The sequence below is a fragment of the Frateuria terrea genome, assembly GCF_900115705.1.
GTDB classification, from domain to species: Bacteria; Pseudomonadota; Gammaproteobacteria; order Xanthomonadales; family Rhodanobacteraceae; genus Frateuria_A; species Frateuria_A terrea.
In genome coordinates, this window is record NZ_FOXL01000006.1 from 59200 (window position 1) to 80735 (window position 21536).

At 68.6% G+C, this 21536-nt stretch carries 20 protein-coding genes; 14 read left to right on the plus strand and 6 right to left on the minus strand.

Features of this window, described 5'->3' with window-relative positions; translation table 11 throughout:
• Positions 1-156: 156 nt before the first annotated feature.
• Positions 157-498 carry a hypothetical protein gene (locus BMZ38_RS11595; RefSeq protein ID WP_091337601.1) on the plus strand — a complete coding sequence of 114 codons (342 nt, stop codon included), beginning with the start codon at positions 157-159 and terminating at the stop codon, positions 496-498.
• Positions 499-590: 92 nt separating this feature from the next.
• On the opposite strand, the gene BMZ38_RS11600 is transcribed toward BMZ38_RS11595, so the two are convergent.
• From BMZ38_RS11600 to groES, 3 genes are all read right to left on the minus strand, one after another.
• On the minus strand, positions 591-2435 hold the full coding sequence (locus tag BMZ38_RS11600; protein ID WP_091337603.1) for an ABC transporter ATP-binding protein: 1845 nt from the start codon (positions 2433-2435) through the stop codon (positions 591-593).
• Between the two features lie 563 nt (positions 2436-2998).
• Positions 2999-4642, minus strand: a complete 1644-nt coding sequence (gene groL / locus BMZ38_RS11605) for a chaperonin GroEL (protein ID WP_091337605.1) — start codon at positions 4640-4642, stop codon at positions 2999-3001.
• 119 nt (positions 4643-4761) lie between these two features.
• Positions 4762-5055, minus strand: a complete 294-nt coding sequence (gene groES, locus BMZ38_RS11610; protein WP_049623107.1) for a co-chaperone GroES — start codon at positions 5053-5055, stop codon at positions 4762-4764.
• 456 nt (positions 5056-5511) lie between these two features.
• Between groES and cutA the strand changes: the two genes are divergently transcribed.
• From cutA to purH, 11 genes are all read left to right on the plus strand, one after another.
• The gene (cutA, locus tag BMZ38_RS11615; protein ID WP_091337607.1) at positions 5512-5856 is read left to right on the plus strand and encodes a divalent-cation tolerance protein CutA; all 345 of its coding nucleotides are present in this window, start codon (positions 5512-5514) and stop codon (positions 5854-5856) included.
• A 57-nt stretch (positions 5857-5913) separates the two neighbouring features.
• Positions 5914-6810: a DMT family transporter gene (locus tag BMZ38_RS11620; RefSeq protein WP_091337609.1), complete on the plus strand. Its 897-nt coding sequence runs from the start codon at positions 5914-5916 to the stop codon at positions 6808-6810.
• A 72-nt stretch (positions 6811-6882) separates the two neighbouring features.
• Positions 6883-9072, plus strand: coding sequence for a protein-disulfide reductase DsbD family protein (locus tag BMZ38_RS11625; RefSeq protein ID WP_091337611.1), 2190 nt, complete (start codon positions 6883-6885; stop codon positions 9070-9072).
• 1 nt (position 9073) lies between these two features.
• A complete protein-coding gene (locus BMZ38_RS11630; protein ID WP_091337613.1) occupies positions 9074-9601 on the plus strand; it encodes a TlpA family protein disulfide reductase in 528 nt (175 codons plus the stop codon).
• 214 nt (positions 9602-9815) lie between these two features.
• Positions 9816-10253 (plus strand): type II 3-dehydroquinate dehydratase, encoded by a 438-nt coding sequence (gene aroQ / locus BMZ38_RS11635; RefSeq protein ID WP_091337615.1) that lies wholly within the window; start codon positions 9816-9818, stop codon positions 10251-10253.
• Between the two features lie 50 nt (positions 10254-10303).
• Entirely contained in the window at positions 10304-10768 is a 465-nt protein-coding gene (gene accB / locus BMZ38_RS11640) for an acetyl-CoA carboxylase biotin carboxyl carrier protein (RefSeq protein ID WP_091337617.1), read from the plus strand.
• An 18-nt stretch (positions 10769-10786) separates the two neighbouring features.
• Complete coding sequence (gene accC / locus BMZ38_RS11645; protein ID WP_091337619.1) at positions 10787-12154, plus strand: acetyl-CoA carboxylase biotin carboxylase subunit; 1368 nt, start codon at positions 10787-10789, stop codon at positions 12152-12154.
• Positions 12155-12240: 86 nt separating this feature from the next.
• Entirely contained in the window at positions 12241-13140 is a 900-nt protein-coding gene (prmA, locus tag BMZ38_RS11650) for a 50S ribosomal protein L11 methyltransferase (protein WP_091337622.1), read from the plus strand.
• A gap of 236 nt (positions 13141-13376) precedes the next feature.
• Positions 13377-14153 (plus strand): zinc-ribbon and DUF3426 domain-containing protein, encoded by a 777-nt coding sequence (locus tag BMZ38_RS11655; RefSeq protein ID WP_091337624.1) that lies wholly within the window; start codon positions 13377-13379, stop codon positions 14151-14153.
• A gap of 152 nt (positions 14154-14305) precedes the next feature.
• Positions 14306-14596 carry a helix-turn-helix domain-containing protein gene (locus BMZ38_RS11660; protein ID WP_091337626.1) on the plus strand — a complete coding sequence of 97 codons (291 nt, stop codon included), beginning with the start codon at positions 14306-14308 and terminating at the stop codon, positions 14594-14596.
• A gap of 102 nt (positions 14597-14698) precedes the next feature.
• Complete coding sequence (gene purH, locus BMZ38_RS11665; RefSeq protein ID WP_091337628.1) at positions 14699-16306, plus strand: bifunctional phosphoribosylaminoimidazolecarboxamide formyltransferase/IMP cyclohydrolase; 1608 nt, start codon at positions 14699-14701, stop codon at positions 16304-16306.
• A 126-nt stretch (positions 16307-16432) separates the two neighbouring features.
• Here the strand turns inward: purH and BMZ38_RS11670 are convergent, their stop codons facing one another.
• The gene (locus tag BMZ38_RS11670; RefSeq protein ID WP_091337631.1) at positions 16433-16720 is read right to left on the minus strand and encodes a hypothetical protein; all 288 of its coding nucleotides are present in this window, start codon (positions 16718-16720) and stop codon (positions 16433-16435) included.
• Positions 16721-16798: 78 nt separating this feature from the next.
• Here BMZ38_RS11670 and BMZ38_RS11675 point away from each other — a divergent pair, with 78 nt between their 5' ends.
• Positions 16799-17512: a glutathione S-transferase gene (locus tag BMZ38_RS11675; RefSeq protein ID WP_091337635.1), complete on the plus strand. Its 714-nt coding sequence runs from the start codon at positions 16799-16801 to the stop codon at positions 17510-17512.
• A gap of 39 nt (positions 17513-17551) precedes the next feature.
• Here the strand turns inward: BMZ38_RS11675 and BMZ38_RS11680 are convergent, their stop codons facing one another.
• Complete coding sequence (locus BMZ38_RS11680; protein WP_091337637.1) at positions 17552-17983, minus strand: EamA family transporter; 432 nt, start codon at positions 17981-17983, stop codon at positions 17552-17554.
• Between the two features lie 7 nt (positions 17984-17990).
• On the minus strand, positions 17991-18455 hold the full coding sequence (locus BMZ38_RS11685) for a DUF2782 domain-containing protein (RefSeq protein WP_091337639.1): 465 nt from the start codon (positions 18453-18455) through the stop codon (positions 17991-17993).
• A gap of 94 nt (positions 18456-18549) precedes the next feature.
• On the opposite strand from BMZ38_RS11685, the gene polA reads away from it, so the two are divergent.
• Positions 18550-21276: a DNA polymerase I gene (gene polA / locus BMZ38_RS11690; protein WP_091337641.1), complete on the plus strand. Its 2727-nt coding sequence runs from the start codon at positions 18550-18552 to the stop codon at positions 21274-21276.
• Positions 21277-21536 lie beyond the last annotated feature (260 nt).

Sequence of the window (21536 nt, forward strand, 5' to 3'; positions counted from 1 at the left end):
CCTCAGACCAGGAAACTCGCGGATGCCACTTCACCTCCCGTCGACATCCGCAGGTTCAGTGATCTGTCCGCCCGCTTAAGCGGTGCCGGGCGGATTCAGAATGCGCTCGGGCACCGCGGCCTAGTGTCGGGCATCCCCCATTCGCCGGAGCCTCCCATGCGCACGATCCCGTTTGCCGCTATTGCAGCCGCCTGCGTATTTGCCTTCCCGGCCTTCGCCCAGGTCACCCCGACCGGCGCCGGCAACGGCGTCCGGGGCTGGGCACAGGCCGGCGTGTCCACCACGGGCGCACCCTCGAACACAGGCATGGGCATGGGCACGACCGCCGATGCCGCCACCGCCGGCGATGCCAGCAGCACGTCGAACCTCGGCCTCGGTGGCCTGCTCAAGCAGACCCAAGCCGGCGACTCTGCGGCCAGCCTGGACGGCAGCGCCAGCCTGACCGGCTCGTCCGATGCCAGGGCGCTTGTGAAGAAGGCCCGCGCGCACGGGCACTGAGCTTTCGAGGCAGGTACCCAACCACCGGTGCCGGCACCTTCCGGTCGGCGGAAGCCGGCCGGCCAGGCTCCCGGGAGCTGCGCGCGACGCGCTCAGGCCAGCGCGTCCTCCGCCGCCACGAAACCGCCCGTCTGGCGCTCCCACAACCGCGCGTACAGACCGCCGTGTGCGATCAGCTGCGCATGGGTCCCACTCTCCACGATGCGGCCCCGGTCCAGCACCACCAGCCGGTCCATCCTCGCGATGGTCGATAGGCGGTGCGCGATGGCGATCACCGTCTTGCCCTGCATCAGCAGGTCCAGGCTTTCCTGAATCGCCGCCTCGGCTTCCGAATCGAGCGCGCTGGTCGCCTCGTCCAGCACCAGGATCGGCGCATCCTTGAGCAGCACGCGGGCGATGGCGATGCGCTGGCGCTGGCCGCCAGAGAGCTTGACCCCGCGCTCGCCCACGTAGGCGTCATACCCCTGCCGGCCCTCGCCATCGGAGAGCGTGGGGATGAATTCGTCCGCGCGCGCCTTGCGCACCGCTTCGGCGATCTGCGCTTCGGTCGCGTCCGGGCGACCATAGAGCAGGTTGTCACGGATCGAGCGGTGCAGCAGCGAGGTGTCCTGGGTGACCACGCCGATCTGCGAGCGCAGGCTTTCCTGGGTAACGCGGGCGATGTCTTGCCCGTCGATCAGGATGCGCCCGCCCTCCAGGTCGTACAGCCGTAGCAGCACGTTGACCAGCGTGGATTTGCCCGCACCGGAAGGTCCGACCAGGCCGATCTTCTCGCCCGCATGCACGGTGAGGTCGAGCCCCGCGATCACACCCCCCGCCTTGCCGTAGTGGAAGTGGATGTCCTGGAAGCGCACGTCACCTCGCGTGACGGCCAGCGGCATGGCATCGGGCGCATCCTGCACCGTGCGCGGCTGCGCAATGGTTTCCATACCGTCCTGCACCGTGCCGATGTTCTCGAAGATGCCGTTGACCACCCACATGATCCAGCCGGACATGTTGTTGATGCGGATCACCAGCCCGGTCGACAGGGCGATCGCGCCGACCGTGACCTGCCCATGGCTCCACAGCCATAACGCCAGGCCCGAGGTGCCCACGATCAGGAAGCCGTTGAGCGTGGTGATGGTGGCGTCCATCGCAGTGGTCTGGCGGGTCATCGCGCGCGTCTTGTCGACCTGCTCGTGCAGTGCTTCGGCCACGTAAATTTCCTCGCGCCGCGTGTGCGCGAACAGCTTGAGCGTGAGCACGTTGCTGTAGCCGTCGACGATGCGCCCCATCAGCTTCGAACGCGCCTCGGAGGCCTTCCACGAACGCTGCCGCGTGCGCGGGATGAAGAACGCCAGCGTGGCGACGTAGAGCAGCAGCCACAGCACCAGCGGCGCGGCCAGCCAGGCGTCGGCCTTGGCGAACATCACGATGGCGCTGCCGGTGTAGATCGCCACGTACCAGATCGCATCGACGATCTGCACTGCCGATTCGCGCAGCGAGCTGCCGGTCTGCATGATGCGGTTGGCAATGCGCCCGGCGAAATCGTTCTGGAAGAACGAAAGGCTCTGGCGGATCACGTAACGGTGGTTCTGCCAGCGGATGCGCGCCGTCACGTTCGGCACGATCGCCTGGTTGACCAGCAGGTCGTGCAGCGAGTTGAACACCGGCCGCGCGATCAGCGCCACGAACGCCATCCACATGAGCTCGCGGCCGTGCTGACGAAAGAACGCTGCGCCCTCGGCGACCTTGGCCATATCCACCAGGCGGCCGATGAAGGCGAACAGCGACACCTCGATGATCGAGACGAAAAAGCCGACCACCAGCACCGCCACGAACATCGGCCACACCTGTCGCAGGTAGAACAGGTAGAAGCGCCCGACCGGCCGCGGCGGCATGGTATCGGCCGGCTCCTTGAACGGGTCGATCAGCGATTCGAACCAGCGAAAGAGCATGGGAGAGCGTCGCCTTCGGGGAGCGGGCATTGTGGACCAGCCACCGGCACGGTTGCAGTGAATAGCCGTTTCTCGCAGGCATCTCCGCGAGCCCCGGTCCCTCACCCCAACCCTTTCCCTGGCGGGGAGAGGGAGCGCACACCCCGCGTTTCCAGCGCGCGCGGCTCGCCCATATAAACGAACACTCCCTTGCCTCAGCTCCCGAGCGCCCGCGGTATAGCCGCTGCAGCTCCTCCAAGAGCAACAGACCGACCCATCAAGGCGCAGAGGCGCCTAGCTCTTTTCCCGCCCCGGGCTGAAGACAGGCCATTTCTTTGGGTACTTTCTTTGGTCCAGCAAAGAAAAGTGACCCGAGCGCCGGCAGGCGATCGGAAGCCCGCCGCAGGCGAGCCAAGTCGCGCGGAGCCCACGCCAGAGCAATTCCGTAACCATCGACGGAGCCAATCATCCCCAGCGCGGGAAGCTTCCGGTCGCCCACAAGATGCGCTCCTGCGTTTCCTGACGCAAAAAAGAAAACCCCGCGCAAGGCGGGGTTTTCTTGGTACTGCGGGGGAAGCGGGGACTTAGAAGTCCATGCCGCCCATGCCACCCATGCCGCCGGGGGCGCCGCCGTGGTTGTGCTCTTCCTTCTTCGGAAGCTCGGCCACGATCGCCTCGGTGGTGATCGCCAGGCCGGCGACCGACGCAGCGTGCTGCAGCGCGGTGCGGGTGACCTTGGTCGGGTCCAGGATGCCCATGCCGACCATGTCGCCGAACTCGCCGGTGGCCGCGTTGTAGCCGAAGTTGCCCTGGCCGTCCTTGACCTTGTTGAGAATGACCGAGGGCTCCTCGCCGGCATTGGCGACGATCGCGCGCAGCGGCGCTTCCAGCGCGCGGCGGGTGATCGCGATGCCGAGATTCTGGTCCTCGTTGTCACCCTTGAGGCCTTCGACGGCCTTGAGCGCACGGATCAGGGCGACGCCGCCGCCCGGCACCACGCCTTCCTCGACGGCCGCACGGGTCGCGTGCAGGGCGTCTTCGACGCGGGCCTTCTTCTCCTTCATCTCGACCTCGGTGGCGGCGCCGACCTTGATGACGGCCACGCCGCCGGCCAGCTTGGCCACGCGCTCCTGCAGCTTCTCGCGGTCGTAGTCGGAGGAGGTCTCCTCGATCTGCGCCTTGATCTGGCTGATGCGCGACTGGATGCGCTCGGCTTCGCCTGCGCCGTCGATGATGGTGGTGTTTTCCTTGGTGATCACCACGCGCTTGGCGCGGCCCAGGTCGTTGATGGTGGCCTTCTCCAGCTGCAGGCCCACTTCCTCGGAGATCACCTGGCCGTTGGTCAGGATCGCGATGTCCTCGAGGATCGCCTTGCGGCGGTCACCGAAGCCCGGCGCCTTGACGGCGGCGACCTTGACGATGCCACGGATGGTGTTGACCACCAGCGTGGCCAGCGCCTCGCCCTCGACTTCCTCGGCAACGATCAGCAGCGGCTTGCCGGCCTTGGCGACGGCCTCCAGCACGGGCAGCAGCTCGCGGACGTTCGACACCTTCTTGTCGTGGATCAGGATGTACGGATCGTCCAGCTCGACCTGCTGGCTGGCCTGGTTGTTGATGAAGTACGGCGACAGGTAGCCGCGATCGAACTGCATGCCCTCGACCACGTCGAGCTCGTTCTCCAGGCCCGAGCCTTCCTCGACCGTGATCACGCCTTCCTTGCCGACCTTCTTCATCGCGGTGGCGATGATGTCGCCGATGTTCGAATCGGAGTTGGCCGAGATGGTGCCGACCTGCGCGATCGCCTTGTCGTCGGCGGTCGGGTTGGAGAGCTTCTTCAGCTCGCCCACGGCCGCGATCACGGCCTTGTCGATGCCGCGCTTCAGGTCCATCGGGTTCATGCCGGCGGCGACCGCCTTGAGGCCTTCCTGGATGAACGCCTGCGCCAGCACGGTGGCGGTGGTGGTGCCGTCACCGGCGACGTCGGAGGTCTTGGAGGCGGCTTCCTTGACGATCTGCGCGCCAAGGTTCTCGTACTTGTCGGCCAGCTCGATCTCCTTGGCCACGGACACGCCGTCCTTGGTGATCGTCGGGGCGCCGAAGCTCTTCTCGAGCACGACGTTGCGGCCCTTCGGGCCGAGGGTGACCTTGACCGCGTTGGCCAGGGTGTTCACGCCCTTGAGGATGCGCGAGCGGGCGTCTTCGCCGAAGCGGACTTCTTTGGCTGCCATAAAATTTTTGCCTCAAAAATTTTGAATAGGTACGGAAAATTCCGCGGGATGCTGCAAGAAGGAGCCGAAGGCGACTGGCGTGCGCGCTTTGCTTCCGCGCTCACCAATCAGAGCCAGACTCAGCCCTCGATCACGGCCACGATGTCGTCTTCCTTCAGGAAGACCAGCTCTTCGCCGTCGATCTTGATTTCCTGGCCGGCGTACTTGCCGAACAGCACCACGTCGCCTTCCTTCAGGCTCATCGGACGGACGTTGCCGTCTTCCAGGATGCGGCCGGTGCCGGCGGCGATGACCTTGCCGCGGGTCGGCTTCTCGGTGGCGCTGTCGGGGATGACGATGCCGCCGGCGGAGACGCGCTCCTCTTCCAGGCGCTTGACGATGACGCGATCGTGCAGCGGACGCAGTTTGCTCATGGACGGAACTCCATCTAGTTCGGGTTGAAAGAAGGTGAGGATCGCCGAGACGTTGTTAGCACTCGGTGACGGTGAGTGCCAATTCTAGCGCCGCGATCAGCCCCTGCAAGAGGCTGGAACGCGAATGGCTCAGCAGGTGGGGTGGTGCGGACGTGGTTTCAAGGGCTGCGGGCGCGGATGGCGGCCCTTCGACTCCGCCCTGCGGGCTACGCTCAGGAAGAACGCCTTTTGGGGCGGGCCCGCAGCGTTTTTCCAGCCGTCCTCCACTCGATATCCGGCCGCGTTGGGGAGCCCCCCGGAGGGCGGGCGGAGTGCCGCCAAGATCGGATCGGACCCTCTCCCTTCATCACAAGGTGCCGACAGGCGGATGAGGTTCGGCGGAACGCGCCGTCCGGCCATCCCGAACCCTATCCCCAACCCCTCTTCCGGGAGGCAGAGGGGCTACCATCCCGCCGCATGGCCGACACCGACCCCGTCCTCCTTTGCTACTGCACCTGCCCTGATGAGGGCAGCGCCCGGCACATTGCCGAGACACTGGTGGCCGACCGCCTGGCGGCCTGCGTGAACCGCCTGCCAGGCATCGCATCGACCTACCGCTGGCGGGGTGACGTCACCACCGACAGCGAGCACCTGCTCCTCATCAAGACCACTGCCACCCGCTTCGAGGCGCTGCGCACGCGCCTGCTGGCGCTGCATCCGTACGACCTGCCCGAGCTCATCGCCGTGCCCGTCGAGCACGCCCACGCGCCCTACCTGGCCTGGGTCCGCGAGGCCACGGACGACGCGCCGCAAGACTGCTGACAGCCTTTGTCAGTGGCGCTGCCTCAAGCTTGTACCTCCCTCCCCGCCCCTCCCGAAATGAAAAAGATCGACTACGCCGTCCTGCTCTCGCTGGGCGCCCTGTGGGGCGGCTCATTCCTGTTCATGCGCATGGGCGCGGGCGCCTTCGGTGCGCTGCCGCTGGCTGGCCTGCGCGCGATCGGCGCGGCGCTGTGCTTCCTGCCCCTGCTGGCTTCGCGCAAGCGGCTGGCCGAATGGCGCGCGCACTGGTGGCCGATCGCCGTGGTCGGGCTGACCAATTCGGCGCTGCCGTTCCTGTTGTTCACCTTCGCCACACGCAGCCTGCCGGCGGGGCTGGCCTCGATCATCGACGGCATGACGCCCATGTTCGCCGCGCTGATCGGCTGGTTGTGGTTGGGCCAGCGACTGGACATCTGGCGCGGCGCCGGACTCGCCGCCGGTTTTGCCGGCATCGTCTGGCTGGCCGAGGGCAGCCTGGCGCTGGGATCGGGTGCCGGCCTCGCGCTGCTCGCCTGCGTGGCCGCCACCGTGCTGTACGGTTATGCGGTGCATTACACGCACCTGCGCCTGGCAGACGTGACGCCGCTGGTGGTGACCGTCGGCAGCCACATGGTCGCCGCGCTGCTGCTGCTGCCGACGACGCTGCTGGCCTGGCCGGCCAAGGCGCCGCCGCTGCAGGCGTGGCTGGCCGCGGCCGGACTGGCCGTGCTGTGCACCGCGCTCGCCTATGTGCTGTTCTTCTGGGTGCTCGCACGGGTCGGTGCGGTGCGGATCATGGTGATTCCCTACCTGATCCCGGCCTTCGGCGTGCTGTGGGGCGCGCTACTGCTCCATGAGCCGGTGACCGGCCGCATGCTTGGCGGCTGCGCGGTGATCCTGCTGGGCACGGCGCTTACCACCGGGCTGGTCCGCCCACGGCGCGCCGCACCGGCGCTGGCCGTCGGAAAGACATAAGGCCGCAACGAACCGGGCTCCGGTCCGCGTGGTCCATAATGGCTTTCCCGCCACGGTGCCGCTGGAGTCGCGATGTGCCCGATCACCGGCCGCCTGGCCGCCCGCCTGCCGTTCCTGATGCTGGTGTTGCTATGCCTGGCCGCACTGGCACAACCGCTGTGCGCACAGGAAGACGACGGCCTGCTGCCGGTCACCGCGGCCTACAGGCTTTCCGCTGACGCCTCCACTCCCGGCGTGCTCAAGTTGCACTGGGAAATCGCACCGGACTACTACCTCTATCGCGGGCGCATGAAGTTCAAGCCGGCCGAAGGCGTGACGCTCGGCGAGGCGGCGTTCCCCGACGGCGAGAGACACCACGACGAATACCTCGGCGACGTGGAGATCTACCACCACGCGATCGATGCCAGCGTGCCCTACACGGTGGCGCCGGGAACCACGCGGCTGCGCCTGGGCGTGCAGTTCCAAGGCTGCCACGAGGTCGACCCGAAGATCTGCTACCCGCCGCATACCGAGCAGCTCGACCTGCCGCTGCCACCGACCGGCACGGTCGGGGCCCGCCCCGGTTCGCTCGGCGCCGCCTTGCAGCAACTCGGCAGCAGTAGCCGCACCGGGGGCAGCGACGTGCCGCTTCCCGCGGAGCAGGCCTTCCGGCTCGATGCGCTGGCGCAGGATCCGCACCACCTGCTGTTGCGCTGGACGATGCCGCCTGGCTATTACCTCTATCGCGACCAGACGAAGCTGCACCTGCGCGATGGCCGGGGACTCACGCTCACGCCGCGGTGGCCAGCCGGTACGCGCAAGGATGATCCGCATTTCGGCAGCGTCACTGTGTACTTCAACGAGTTGGATCTGCCGGTAGCGGTCGGAGGCGACCTTGCCGGGCGCACCCGCCTGACGCTGGAGACGAGCTTCCAGGGCTGCGAAGACGGCGGCCTGTGCTATCCGGTGATGACGCGCGCACTGGACGTGGACCTGGCCAACGCGACGCCGGCAACCGGCACTCCCGCCATGGCCGCACCCGAGGCACCACCGGTCTCCGCGCAGGGGCCGCTGCAGACCAGCCTGTGGGCTGCGCTGCTGCTCGCGCTCGGCGGCGGCCTGGTGCTCAACCTGATGCCGTGCGTGCTGCCGGTGCTGTCGATCAAGGCGGTCGGCCTGCTGGAAAGCGGCGAGAGCCCGGCCCGGGCGCGTGCCCATGCGCTGGCTTACACCGCGGGCGTGCTGGCGAGTTTCGTGGCGCTGGGGCTGGGCATCCTCGCCCTGCGCTCGGCCGGCCATGCGCTGGGCTGGGGTACGCAGCTGCAGCAGCCGCTGCTGGTCGGGGGGCTGGCGCTGGTGATGCTGGCCGTGGGCCTGTCGATGTCCGGGCTGGTTCAATTCGGCGCGTCGCTGGGCAACACCGGCGCAGGACTGGCCGCACGTGGCGGCGCGGCCGGCGACTTCTTCACCGGCGTGCTGGCAGTCGTGGTGGCCAGCCCCTGCACGGCGCCGTTCATGGGCAGCGCGCTGGCTTACGCCTTCGCCGCGCCCGCGGCATCGGCATTGATGGTGTTCGTGGCGCTCGGACTTGGGCTGGCGTTGCCGTTCCTGATGGTGGGTTTCGTGCCGGCGCTGGCGCGGCGCTTGCCCCGGCCCGGCCGCTGGATGGAAACGCTCAAACAGCTGCTGGCCTTCCCGATGTACCTCAGCGCCGCGTGGCTGGCCTGGGTGCTGGCCAACCAGCGTGGCGCCGACGCCATCGGCCTGCTGCTGGTCTCTGCAGTGTTCCTGGCGCTGACCCTGTGGTGGTTCGAACGCAGCCGCGGCCGCGCCGGCCTGGTGCGCGCACCGGTGCTGCTGGCCTTGCTGGCGACCGCGGTGCCGCTGTACGGGCTGGCTCAACTGCCGACGCCGGTGCGCGCGGCGCAGGCGGACACTGGCGTGGTCGCCTACAGCCCGGAGAAGCTCGCCGAGCTGCGCGCCTCGGGCACGCCCGTGTTCGTCGACATGACCGCCGACTGGTGCGTCACCTGCAAGGCCAACGAGCACACGGTGCTGGACACGGCCGCCTTCCGCGCCCTGCTGCTGCGCACCGGTGCGGTCTACATGAAAGGCGACTGGACCGACGTGAACCCCACCATCGCCGCCTTCCTGGAGCAGTACCACTCGCCGGGCGTGCCGCTGTACGTGGTGTTTCCGCGCGGCGGCGGCGCCGGCCGCAAGCTGCCGACCGTGCTCACCTCGAGCCTGGTCGCGCGGGCGCTGACCGAAGCGGCGCGCTGACATGATGACCCGTGCGAGCTGGCTGATCCTCGCCCTGGCGGTGCTCGCCGCCGCCGCGGGCGGCTGGCTGCAGCATGCCTCGCGCGAGCGGCACGGGCAGGACCTGGTCGGGCGGCCGGCGCCGGTGATGCAGCTGTCCGACCTCGACGAGCACGCGCATGTGCTGTCCGACTACGCCGGCCGCCGTGTACTGGTCAACCTGTGGGCCAGCTGGTGCGGGCCATGCAGGAAGGAAATGCCGGCGCTGGTAGCGGCGCAGGCGCGGTTCGGCGGTGACCGCCCGGCGGTCATCGGCATCGCCATGGATACACCGGAGAACGTGCGCGCCTACCTGAAGGCGCACCCGGTGAACTACCCGATCCTGCTCGGCCGGCTGGACGACCCCGACAGCGCGCGACAGCTGGGTGACGGCGCCGGCGTGCTGCCGTACAGCGTGCTGCTCGATGCCGACGGCAAGGTGCTGGCCAGCCACGTCGGAACGCTGCATGCGGCCACGCTGGAACGCTGGCTCGACAAGGATTCCCCGTAGCGCACATGGCAAGGGGCGGAGGCCCGCGCGCCGTAAATTCCGCGGTCACGCGCAGGCTGGACTTTCCCAGAGCCTGGCCACATACGCCTACGCACGGTTTGTGTCGCGGTTCTCCGCCAAACATCGCCGAACTGCGCCGAAGTGGACAACATCGACCGGGGCGCGCACACTTCGCTCCCTTGCCGGACCGCTCCGGCTGGCTGCATGGTGTCGCGTGGCGAAACTGCTGGTCCTGCACGGGCCCAACCTCAACCTGCTGGGCTCGCGCGAGCCGGAGGTCTACGGGCGTGACACGCTCGCGGACATCGACGCGCGGCTGACCTCGCAGGCGCAGGCCGCCGGGCACCAGCTGTCGAGCTTCCAGTCCAACGCCGAGCACGCCCTTGTCGACCGCGTGCAGCAGGCGCGCGCCGAGGGCATCGACTGGATACTGATCAACCCGGCTGCCTTCACCCATACCAGCATCGCCCTGCGCGACGCTCTGGCGGCGGTGGCGATCCCGTTCATCGAGGTGCACCTGTCCAACGTGCACGCACGCGAGCCCTTCCGCCGGCATTCCTACCTGTCCGACCTGGCGGTGGGCGTGGTCTGCGGCTTCGGCGCCGAGAGCTACGCGCTGGCGCTGGATGCGGCGCTGCACCGGCTGACCTGATTCCCTTGAACCCGTGCCGCCTTGGCGGCCCCTGAAACAAAGGCACTCCCATGGATCTGCGCAAGATCAAGAAGCTGATCGACCTGCTCGAGGAATCCAACCTCGCGGAACTGGAAATCAAGGAAGGCGAGGAAGTGGTACGCCTGTCGCGCGTGCCCAAGGGTGGCGTGACGATGGCCGCACCGGTCGCCCTGCAGGCAGCGCCGGTCGCGCCCGCCGCTGCCGCACCGGCCGTGGCGCCGGCTGCCGACGCCGCACCCGCGGCCAATGCGCTGCCCGCTGGCCACGTGGTCAAGGCGCCGATGGTCGGCACCTTCTACGCCTCGGCCACGCCGGGCGCGGCCGCCTTCGTCAAGGTCGGCCAGCAGGTCAAGGCCGGCGAGACGCTGGGCATCATCGAGGCGATGAAGATGTTCAACCAGATCGAGGCCGACGTCGCCGGCACCGTGCAGGCGATCCTGGTCGAGAACGGCCAGCCGGTCGAATTCGACCAGCCGATGTTCGTGATTGCCTGATCCGGCGGGACTTATCCGATGCTAGAAAAAGTCGTCATTGCCAACCGCGGTGAAATTGCGCTGCGCGTGCTGCGCGCGTGCCACAGCCTTGGCATCAAGACGGTCGCGGTGCACTCCACCGCCGACCGCAACCTCAAGCACGTAGGCCTGGCCGACGAGGCAATCTGCATCGGCCCGGCACCGTCGGTCGACAGCTACCTCAACATCCCGCGCATCATCGCGGCGGCCGAGATCACCGACGCGCAGGCGATCCACCCGGGCTACGGCTTCCTTTCGGAGCGTGCCGACTTCGCCGAGCAGGTCGAGCAGTCCGGCTTCATCTTCATCGGCCCGACCGCCGACGTGATCCGCCTGATGGGCGACAAGGTCGAGGCGATCCGCGCGATGAAGGCTGCCGGCGTGCCTTGCGTGCCCGGTTCCGGCGGGCCGCTCGGCGACGACATCGAGGCCAACCTGAAGATCGCCCGCGAGATCGGCTATCCGGTGATCATCAAGGCCGCCGGCGGCGGGGGTGGCCGTGGCATGCGCGTGGTGCGCACCGAGGCGCACCTGGCCAACGCCATCACCATGACCAAGCAGGAGGCCAAGGCGGCCTTCGGCAACGATCAGGTGTACATGGAGAAGTTCCTGGAGAACCCGCGCCACGTGGAGATCCAGGTACTCGCCGACGGCCAGGGCAACGCGATCCACCTGGGCGAGCGCGACTGCTCGATGCAGCGCCGCCACCAGAAGGTGGTCGAGGAAGCGCCCGCGCCGGGCATCACGCCCGAGCAGCGCGCGCAGATCGGCAAGGTCTGCGTGGATGCCTGCATCCGCATCGGCTACCGCGGCGCCGGCACGTTCGAGTTCCTCTACGAGAACGGCCGCTTCTACTTCATCGAGATGAACACCCGCATCCAGGTAGAGCATCCCGTGACCGAGCTGATCACTGGCATCGACCTGGTGCGCGAGCAGCTGCTGATCGCCGGCGGCGAGAAGCTCTCGATCAGGCAGGATGACGTGCAGATCCGCGGCCACGCCATCGAGTGCCGCATCAACGCCGAGGATCCGGACACCTTCATGCCGAGCCCGGGCGTAGTGAAGCGCTTCGAGGCGCCGGGCGGCCCGGGCGTGCGCGTGGACACGCACCTGTACGACGGCTACCGCATCCCGCCCAACTATGACTCGATGATCGGCAAGCTGATCGTCTACGGGCCCGACCGCGAGACGGCGATCTGCCGCATGCGCCTGGCCCTGGCCGAGACGGTGATCGAAGGCGTCAAGTGCAACGTCCCGCTGCAGCAGCGCATCATGGCCGACGCCGGCTTCCAGCACGGCGGCCAGAACATCCATTACCTGGAAAAGCGCATGGCCGAGCAGAAGGAACAGAAGGCCAGCGGCGAATAACCGCCCACCGCGCGCGCCACAGGGGCCGCAGGCGATGCCGTTGCAGCAGCGCCTGCGGCTCCACGTCGAACGGATGACCGAACGCTATGCCCTGGCTTGAACTCGCCCTCACCCTCCGCGCCGAGCAGCAGCCTCGCGTGGAGGAAGCCCTCGACGACCTGGGCGCCCTGTCGATCACCCTGCGCGACGCCGACGCCGAGACGCCTGACGAACAGGCGATCTTCGAGCCGGGCGTGGGCGAGCTGCCGCTGTGGCCGACGATCACGCTCGATGCGCTGTTCGAGGCCGGCACCGACCGCCGCGGCCTGGTCGAAGCGCTGGGCGAACTGCTGCCCTGGCTGGAGCCGGACCAGCTCGCCTTCCGCGACATCGCCGACGAGGACTGGGAGCGCGCTTGGATGGACCAGTTCAAGCCGATGCCGTTCGGCCGGCGGTTGTGGATCTATCCGTGGAACATCGAGCCGCCCGGCGGCGAGGACCTCGTGGTCGTTCGGCTGGACCCCGGGCTGGCCTTTGGCAGCGGCACCCATCCGACCACCGCGCTGTGCCTGGAGTGGCTCGACGGGCTGGACCTCGCCGGCAAGCGTGTGACCGACTACGGCTGCGGTTCGGGCATCCTCGCCATCGCCGCGCTCAAGCTCGGCGCCGCGAGCGCAACCGGCGTGGATAACGATCCGCAGGCGTTGATCGCCACCGGTGACAACGCCGAACGCAACGGCGTGGCCGATCGGCTCGAGGTGTTCCTGCCGGGCGCAGAACCGAAGGCTCCCGCCGACGTATTCGTCGCCAACATCCTGGCCGGCCCGCTGGCTGAACTCGCGCCCACCTTCGCCGCTGCCTGCAAGGGCGGCGCGCCCTTCGCCATCTCCGGCATCCTGGCCGGCCAGCAGGACGAACTGCTCGCGCGCTACGCCGAATGGTTCGACGACCTGCGCGTCGACACGCGCGAGGACTGGGTGCGCATCAGCGGACACCGCCGCGCCTGATCCTTGCGGGGTGTGTGTGATCCCTCCCCGCCAGGGGGGAAGGAGCCCGAAGCGCGGATTGGGCAAAACCTTGCGACGGTCCCGCCCAGGCCTTGCGCCCAGGAGCGCCCGCGGGGGAAGGCCTGGGATCGGGGCATTGCGGCGACACATGAGGGAAAGGCGTTCACAGGACACCGCGTCGGGCAACGTGCGCCGGCGCTCCGACAAACGCCGGCTTTCGCTTTACTCTTGCGCCCATGTACGCCCAATGCCCCGACTGCCGCACCGTCTTCTCGCTCGACGCGAGCGTGCTGGCGCAGGCGCGCGGGGCAGTGATCTGCGGCAACTGCGAAACCCTGTTCGACGCGCTGGATACCCTGTCCGAGCAGTTGCCGCCGGAACCGTTCCGGCTGTTGCCCGGCAACGCCCGTTCGGAGGAGGCGCCCAGGCTCGAGCTGGCGGTCTATCGTCCGCGCGAGGACGTGCCGGCCATCGCCGAGACGGCGCCCGCCTCGCCCGCTTTCACCCCACGCTTCGCGCACGACCGCCGTGCACCGCGCCAACGGCCGCGGCGCTGGCCCTGGGTGGCGACCTGTGCGCTGCTGGCGCTGCTGCTGGCGGCGCAGGTCGCCTGGGCCAAGCGCGACCTGCTGGTCGCCGACCCGACCACCGGCGCCTGGCTGCGCCAGGCCTGCGCTTCGCTGGGTTGCCGCCTGCCACTGGTGCGCGACGTACACCAGCTGCATCTGGTCGCGCGCGACGTGCAGGCGCATCCAAGCGTGCCCGGCGCGTTGATGATCAGCGCCACCGTGCGCAACGATGCCCCGTTCGCCCAACCCTACCCGGTGGTCTCGCTGATCCTGGCCGACGCCGACGGCCATCGTGTGGCGATGCGCCGGCTGCATCCGTCCGAATACCTCGACGACAATGCCGCACTGCATGCCGGGCTGGCGCCAGGCGCCAGCGCCGCCGTGCTGATCGAGGTGGCCGATCCCGGCAATCGCGCGGTGGCCTTCGAATTCGGTTTCGAGTGAAACAAAACGCCAGCACTTAATTTTGTCGGCGCGCGCCGGTACACTCGCCCTCTCGCGCATGCGCCTCATCGCATGCCAAGCGCGCCAAGCCGGCGCACATCTGCCATAACCATTGCAGCGGCCCACGCAGCCGCCGCGTCGCTCGTGAGGTACTGCCTGTGAACGCCGTCCGATTGCCTGTCACCGAGGCCGTCCGGGAGACCCAGTCGTCGCAGAGCGCGCTGGGCGAGTGCGTCGGCCGTACCGTGCGCCGCTATCTCGCCGACATCGGCGATACCGAGTGCGCCGAGGGCCTGCACGCGCTGGTGATCCGCGAGGTCGAAGGCCCGCTGCTGCGCGAGGTGCTGGCGTTCCACGACGGCAATCAGAGCCGCGCGGCGGCTGTGCTCGGCATCAACCGCGCCACGCTGCGCAAGAAACTGGCTACGCACGGCCTGCTGTAGCCGTCGCTCTCGGCAACTTCCGCACTTGGCCGTCTGGCCGTCCAAACGATCGGGCTCCGGGCTCGGGTTATAATCGTCGGCTTCCCCACCCTGGAAGCTGCCATGTCCGCCGCCCTCACGCCCATCCGCCGCGCCCTGCTCAGCGTCTCCGACAAGACCGGGCTGATCGACCTGGGCCGGCGTCTTGCTGCCAGGGGCGTGGGGCTGCTTTCCACCGGCGGCAGCGCCAAAGCGCTGCGCGAGGCTGGCATCGCGGTGACCGACGTCAGCGAACTCACCGGCTTTCCCGAGATCATGGACGGCCGCGTCAAGACGCTGCACCCGAAAGTGCACGGCGGCCTGCTCGGCCGGCGCGGTACCGACGACCCGATCATGGCCGAGCTCGGCATAGCGCCGATCGACCTGCTGGTGCTCAACCTGTACCCGTTCGAACAGACCGTCGCCAGGCCCGACTGCACGCTGGAACAGGCAATCGAGAACATCGACATCGGTGGCCCGGCGATGTTGCGCTCGGCGGCGAAGAACTGGGCGGACGTGGCGGTGCTCACCTCGCCGGACCAGTACGAAGACGCGCTCGCCGAGATCGAACGTGACGGCGGCATCGCGCGCGCCACCCGCTTCAGGCTCGCGGTGGCAGCGTTCAACCGTGTGTCCGACTACGACGGCGCGATCAGCGACTATCTGTCGGGCCTCAAGCTCAACGAGGCGCATGACGCCATCGCCGGCCACGAAACCTTCGGCGGCCAGGCCAACGGCCGCTTCGTCAAGCTGATGGACCTGCGCTACGGCGAGAACCCGCACCAGCAGGCCGCGTTCTACCGCGACCTGCACCCGGCGCCGGGCACGCTGGCGACCTTCCGCCAGTTGCAGGGCAAGGAGCTGTCCTTCAACAACATCGCCGATGCCGACGCGGCGTGGGAATGCGTGCGCAGCTTCGTCAAGCCGGCCTGCGTGATCGTCAAGCACGCCAATCCCTGCGGCGTGGCGGTGAGTCTCGAAGGCATCGCCAAGGCGTACGACCTGGCCTTCCAGACTGACCCCACGTCGGCCTTCGGCGGCATCATCGCGTTCAACCGCCCGGTCGACGGCGCCACCGCGCGCGCCATCGTCGAGCGCCAGTTCGTCGAGGTCGTGCTCGCGCCGGGCTACGCCGACGATGCGCTGAAGGCCTTCGACAGGAAGGGCAACGTGCGCGTGCTGGAAATCCCGCCGCCGCCGGACGGCGACCTGCGCTCACCGCACCCGGGGATGAACGTCAAGCGCGTGGGCTCCGGCCTGCTGATCCAGACCGCCGACACCGGCATGATCAGTGCCGCCGACCTCAAGGTGGTCACCAGGCGCGCACCCACGCCCGAGCAGATCGACGACCTGATCTTCGCCTGGAAGGTGGCCAAGTTCGTCAAGTCCAACGCCATCGTCTACGCGAAGCATCGCCAGACCATCGGCATCGGCGCGGGCCAGATGAGTCGCGTCTACAGCGCGAAGGTCGCGGGCATCAAGGCGGCCGACGAGAAGCTGGAAGTTCGCGGCTCGGTGATGGCCAGCGACGCCTTTTTCCCGTTCCGCGACGGCATCGATGCCGCGGCCGAGGCGGGCATCGCGGCAGTGATCCAGCCAGGCGGCTCGATGCGCGATGCCGAGGTGATCGCCGCCGCCGACGAGCACGACATGGCGATGGTGTTCACCGGCATGCGCCACTTCCGCCATTGAACCGGAGGCCGCTCTCCCTCCAGGAGAGCGGTTGGAGTGAGGGTTCGTAGCGTGCAGCCTTCCGGCCGGACCGGCCCCTCATCCGTCGCCGCGCGCCACCTTCTCCGGAGCGAAAAGGAACGAGCGCTATACGAAGCGTTCCAGCAGCTGCCGCCATTCGGCCTCGATGGACTCGTGGCAGAACGGCACGCCGGCACGCCGATACCAGTACCGGGCGTTGTCCAGGTCGCCTTCGAGCCGGTGCACGTGCGCATGGATTGCGGCCGCGCCGGCATCGTCCAGCAGCTGGACCAGGTGGTGCGCCCGTTCGGGCTGGCCGTGGCGCAGCCACCACAACGCCTGCAGGTGGTCGGACAACCCGTCCGGCGGCCGCGTGCCGGCGAGCGACGTTTCGAACTGGGCGAATCGGTCCATACGGCAGCCGATTCTGCGCCCTCACGGCGCCTTGTGGTGTCGATTGCGAGGCTTGGTGGGTCACGCGGAGCGCGAGCCATGACCTACGAGCTTTACTACTGGACCGGCATCCAGGGGCGCGGCGAATTCGTGCGCCTGGCGCTGGAGGATGCCGGCGCCGACTACGTGGATGTCGCCCGCAATCGCGGCGACGCGGTGCTGGACCCCTTCCTGGCCGGCGACAGCAGCGAGGACGCGCTGCCGTTCGCCCCGCCCATCCTGCGCGCCGGCCACCTGCTGATCGCTCAGACCGCCGCCATCCTGGCCTACCTGGGCCAGCACCTGCGGCTGGTGCCCGAGGGCGAGGCGCGGCGCATCTACGCCAACCAGTTGCAGCTGACCGTCGCCGACCTGGTCGCCGAGGTGCACGACAGCCATCACCCGATCGCGGCCAGCCTGTACTACGAGGACCAGCGGCTGGAGGCGCAACGCCGCGCCGCGGACCTGCGCGCGCACCGCCTGCCCAAGTACCTCGGCTACTTCGAGCAGGTGCTCGCGCGCTCCGACGGTCGCCACGCGCTGGGCGAGCACTCCTACGTCGATCTGTCGCTGTTCCAGTTGATGGCCGGCCTGGATTACGCGTTCCCCAACGCCATGCGGCGGCTGGGCAAGGACATGCGGCGGCTACGCGCGCTGGCTGGAGAGGTCGCCCAGCGCCCGCGCATCGCTGCCTACCTCGACTCGCCGCGCCGCCTGCCGTTCAACGAGAACGGCATTTTCCGCCATTACCCGGAGCTGGACGACCCCGCCTGACGTACCGGCCAAACCGGGGCGGCCTGGCGCCGGCGGGACTCAGAACAGCGCGATGACGATCGCACCGGCGACGATCAGGCCGCCGCCCACCAGCAGCGGCACGCTCGGCTTCTCGCCCAGGAACACCAGCCCCAGCACGATGACGATCGCCACGCTGAGCTTGTCGATCGGGGCCACCTTGCTCACCGGCCCCAACTGCAGCGCGCGGTAGTAGCAAAGCCAGGACAGGCCGGTGGCGATCCCGGAAAGCACCAGGAACAGCCAGCTGTGCCAGGGCAAGCCGGCGGGCCGCGCCCACTCGCTGCGCAGGCTCAGGATCCCCGCGGTGATGGCGAGGATCACCAGCGTGCGGATGAAGGTGGCCAGGTTGGAATTGATCCCGGCCACGCCCAGCTTGCCGAACAACGCGGTGAGCGCGGCGAAGAACGCCGAGCCCAGCGCGAACAGCAGCCAGCTCTGGCGCAGGTCCATGGCTTGCTCAGTCGCCGGAGGAGGACGCCGGCGCAGGCTTGGACTTGCCCCATTCCAGGATCTTGTACATCACCGGCCGCGTCGGCTTCTGGCCGTGCTCGTCGACCAACCGCCCGCTCGGGTCGACCATGTAGGTCTGCGCGATGCCGTTGGGGGGCGTGACCACCACCATGTAGAGCTGGCCGTTGCGGCGGTATTCCTGCACCGTGTTTTCGCCCTGCTTGTGCACGCTGATCTCGGGCATCGGCTGGCCCGAACGGATCGGCTCGGGCGTGCGCGGCAGCAGCGAGGTGCTGCCCTGCGCAGGCGCCGCCGTGGGTGCCCGTGCGGGCGTCGCCGCCGCGGCGCTTGCCTTGACCCCGGGATCGTCCATGCCCGGCGGCGGTGGCACGTTCACCGGCGGCTTGGACTGTGCGAAGGCAGGCGCGGCAAGCAGGGCGGGCACGAGGACGAACGCGGCAGAAAGCTTCATGGCGGGCTCCGGCGATTTGGGCTACGAGCATAGCAGCGGCCCCCGCGCCGCCTGGTGAACCGCGGCCTCATGGCACGCATGCGAGAATGCCCCGATGGCACAGCTCATCCTGATCGACGGCTCCTCCTACCTCTACCGCGCCTTCCATGCGCTGCCGCCGCTGACCAACGCGCGCGGCGAGCCCACCGGCGCACTGTTCGGCGTGGTCAACATGCTGCGCGCCACGTTGAAGGCGCAGCCGGAGTACCTGGCCTTCGTCTGCGACGCGCCCGGGCGCACCTTCCGCGACGACATCTACACCGAATACAAGGCCAACCGCCCGCCGATGCCCGACGACCTGCGCGCGCAGGTCGAACCGATGATGGCTATCGTCGGCGCGCTGGGCTTCCCGATCCTGTGCATCCCCGGCGTCGAGGCCGACGACGTGATCGGCACGCTGGCCCGTGCAGCCGCGGCGCAAGGCATCGACGTGACGATCTCCACCGGCGACAAGGACCTGGCCCAGCTGGTCGACCCGCGGGTGACGCTGGTCAACACCATGACCAACACCACGCTGGACATCGCCGGGGTGACCGAGAAGTTCGGCGTACCACCGGAGCGCATCGTCGACTTCCTCTCCCTCACCGGCGACAGCATCGACAACGTGCCGGGCGTGACCAAGTGCGGCCCCAAGACGGCCGCCAAGTGGCTGGCCGAATACGGCTCGCTCGATGGCGTGATCGCCAACGCGGACAAGGTCGGCGGCAAGATCGGCGAGTACCTGCGCGAGGCGCTGCCCACGCTGCCGCTTTCGCGCGAGCTGGTGACCATCCGCACCGACGTGGAGCTGGAACACGGCCCCACCGACCTCAGCCTGCGCGATCGCGACACCGCCACGCTGCGCGAGCTGTTCACCCGCTACGAGTTCAAGGCGGCGCTGAAGGAACTGGACGCCGAGACCCTCGGCGAACCGGGCCCCGCGCCCGTCGCCGCGGTCGCTCCCGCGCCGGTCACACCCGCGCCGGCCGCCGCACGGGCGGGCGAGTACGAGCTGGTCACCACGCCGGAGCGCTTCGAGCACTGGCTGGCACAACTGCGCAAGGCGCCGCTGATCGCCTTCGACACCGAGACCAGCGACATCGACGCCATGCGCGCCGAACTGATCGGCCTGTCCTTCGCTGTCGAATCCGGCAGGGCCTGCTACATCCCGGTCGCGCACGACTACCCCGGCGCGCCCTGGCAGCTGGATCGCGACCAGGTGCTGCATGCGCTCAAGCCGCTGTTCGAGGACCCAGGCATCGCCAAGCTCGGCCAGCACGCCAAGTACGACATCAACGTGCTGTCGCACTACGGTATCGGCGTACAGGGCCTCAAGCACGATTCCATGCTCGCCTCCTACGTCTGGAACGCCACCGCCACTCGCCACGACATGGACTCGCTGGCCAGCCGCTACCTCGGTTACCAGACCATCAAGTACGAGGACGTGGCGGGCAAGGGCGCCAGACAGATCCCGTTCTCGCAGGTGGACCTGGACACCGCCTGCCGCTATGCCGCCGAGGATGCCGACATCACCCTGCGCCTGCACGAAGCGCTGCAGCCGATGCTCGAGACCGTCCCTGCGCTCAAGCGCGTGTACGAAGAGATCGAAGTGCCGCTGATACCGATCCTCGCCGGCATGGAGCGCAAGGGCGTGCTGATCGACGTCGGCGAATTGCGCAGGCAGAGCCAGGAGCTGGGCAAGCGCATGCTCGAACTGCAGCAGCAGGCCTACGCGCACGCCGGGCGCGACTTCAGCCTCGACTCGCCCAAGCAGCTGCAGACGATCCTGTTCGACGAGCTGGGCCTGGCGGCCAAGCTGAAGACGCCCAAGGGCCAGCCCTCGACCAACGAAGAAGCGCTGGAGGCGATTGCCGACGACCACGCGCTGCCGCGGCTGATCCTCGACTACCGCGGGCTGGCCAAGCTGCGCTCCACCTACACGGACAAGCTGGCGCAGATGGTCAATCCGCGCACCGGCCGCGTGCACACCTGCTACCACCAGGCGTCGGTGGCGACCGGGCGCATTTCCTCGTCGGACCCGAACCTGCAGAACATCCCGGTGCGCACCGACGAGGGCCGGCGCATCCGCGCCGCCTTCGTCGCGCCGCCCGGCTGGGTGGTGATGGCCGCCGACTACTCGCAGATCGAGCTGCGCATCATGGCGCACCTGTCCGGCGACGAGGCGCTGCTGCGCGCGTTCAAGAGCGGCGGCGACGTGCACCGCGCCACCGCCGCCGAAGTGTTCGGCGTGGCGCCGGAGGAGATCACGCTCAACCAGCGCCGCGCGGCCAAGGCGATCAACTTCGGCCTGATGTACGGCATGAGCGCGTTCGGCCTGGCCCGGCAACTGGGCATCGATCGCGGGGAAGCGAGCGACTACATGGCGCGCTACTTCTCGCGCTTCGCCGGCGTGCGCGCCTTCATGGACGCCACCCGCGAGCAGGCGCACCGCGACGGCTACGTCGAAACCATCTTCGGCCGCCGGCTGTACCTGGAGAACCTCAAGGCGCGCAACCAGGCGCTGCGCGCTGGCGCCGAGCGTGCCGCGGTCAACGCGCCGATGCAGGGCAGCGCGGCGGACATCATCAAGCGCGCGATGATCGCGATGGGCTCCTACCTGTGCCAACGCACCGACGCGCACATGCTGATGCAGGTGCACGACGAACTGGTGTTCGAGGTGCAGGAGGACGCGGTGGATGCCCTGCGCCAGGCGGTGACCGAGCGGATGGCCGGCGCCGCGGAGCTCGCCGTGCCGCTGGTGGTGGACGTGGGCGTCGGGGCGAACTGGGAGCAGGCGCACTAGTTCTCGCCTTCGCGGGCGAAAATTTTCGTTACGCGCAAGCGGCAAGTTCGTGCGGATGAACGAACCCTGACCTGTTCCGGTGGTCTCGAACGCCTCCCTTGAAACTTTCCTCCCTCATCCGCATCCAAGGTTCCGGATGCACGCAACGGCATCCACGACCCGTCCACCTCCCTGAGCGGGTCACCAAGGATGCGAACCTCTCCCCTGGGCTTCGCATCCACCCCGGCCCCGAAGGTTCCCCCTAGCCTTCGGGGCTTTTT